The organism is Desulfatiglans anilini DSM 4660 (assembly GCF_000422285.1).
GTDB classification, from domain to species: Bacteria; Desulfobacterota; DSM-4660; order Desulfatiglandales; family Desulfatiglandaceae; genus Desulfatiglans; species Desulfatiglans anilini.
On sequence record NZ_AULM01000104.1, the window covers coordinates 1 to 1374 of the forward strand.

Annotated in this window: 2 protein-coding genes and 1 pseudogene; 2 read left to right on the top strand and 1 reads right to left on the bottom strand. The window is 47.5% G+C overall.

Going from position 1 to position 1374, the window contains the following annotated elements; all coding sequences use genetic code 11:
- Window positions 1-251: pseudogene (locus tag H567_RS29505) on the bottom strand (IS4 family transposase); the annotation flags it as partial.
- Window positions 252-418: 167 nt separating this feature from the next.
- On the opposite strand from H567_RS29505, the gene H567_RS0121280 reads away from it, so the two are divergent.
- Together H567_RS0121280 and H567_RS26560 are read left to right on the top strand one after the other, a co-directional pair.
- Window positions 419-925 carry a helix-turn-helix domain-containing protein gene (locus tag H567_RS0121280; RefSeq protein ID WP_028322926.1) on the top strand — a complete coding sequence of 169 codons (507 nt, stop codon included), beginning with the start codon at window positions 419-421 and terminating at the stop codon, window positions 923-925.
- Between the two features lie 65 nt (window positions 926-990).
- On the top strand, window positions 991-1374 hold a 384-nt coding region (locus H567_RS26560), incomplete at its 3' end, for a transposase (protein WP_208598456.1).

The window sequence follows — 1374 nt, forward strand, 5'->3', positions numbered from 1 at the left end:
CTTTCGGAGCGATCGGAAGACGGAAAAAGTTGAAAGAACCCGTCAAGTTCCTTTTGTAAGGAGCAGCGGACGAAATTCATGAGGAAAAGTATTACGGTGCTGAAGGGGAGTTTACGATTGCGAGAAAAATATTTTTCACACAGACGATGTCGGTGAAAAAAATCAGGAGAGTCAAGATATTTATTGAGAAATCCGACAAGTTTGGCACAAATTCTGGGAAGCACCTTCTGTGCCAACTGCAGTCTTTTCATCAAATTTTTCTGTAAACATATGTCGCCTCCTTGAAAAGTAATATACGCCCCCTTTTCTACTGAGGGTATAATAGCATAATTTATTATATTTACAAGTAAAAACATGATCAGCGTTCTCTTAAGTCAATGACATTGATGATATAATAGTAAGTATAAGGAGGGTCGCCATGCCGCCAAGATACCGAGTAACGCTGGGTGTAGAGGAACGTAAAGAATTGGAGGCATTGACACGCCGTGGTAAAATCCAGGCAACAGAGTTCATCCACACGCGTGCTTTCTTACTGTGGGATGCTGGCCCCGACGGCCCGGCATGGGCTACGGATGATGTCGCAACAGCTCTGGGCGTCACTAGCTGCATGATCGAGCACCTGAAGAAACGCTTCTTAGAAGAAGGGCTCGAAGCGGCCCTGGAGCGTAAGCCCAGGGAAAAGCCACCCCGGGAGGTCATCTTTGCTGGGGCCTTTGAAGCGCAGCTGATCGCTTTGGCCTGTTCGGAGGCACCGGAGGGACGCCAGCGATGGACAGTCAGACTGCTTTTGGACAAGGCCATTGAACTTAAGTTTGCGCGGGCTGTTTCGCACATGACCGTGCAGCGAATATTAAAAAAAACGAGCTTAAACCTCACCTCAGCAATTATTGAAAAATCCCACCGGAAGGGAGTGCCTCGTTCGTAGCACCAATGGAGGATGCTCTGGAAGTTTTCCGTTTCGCATATGATTCCGATTACCCGGTGGTGTGCATGGATGGATCCTGCAAACAGTTGATTGGCGAGGTGCGCGACCCGATTCCATACAAGCCAGGACAACCCGTACAGATTGATCACGAATACGTCATAAATGGGGTGGCTGAGATCTTCATGGCGGTGGTGCAGCTCGCAGGCAAGCGACATGAAGCTGTCACGAAACGACACACCAAAAAAGACTGGCCAATGCAGATCAAGCAGATTCTCGATGAGCGCTATCCAGAAGCGATCAAAGTTGGGCTGATCATGGACAATCTGAACACTCACAATATTGCCTCACTCTATGACTCGAGTTTACAAATAAGAAACTGGAAAAAGAAGCAAGTCTTTGTTATCGCAGTAAAAAATAACTACTGCTTTTGTAGGACCCTACCGTCCTGG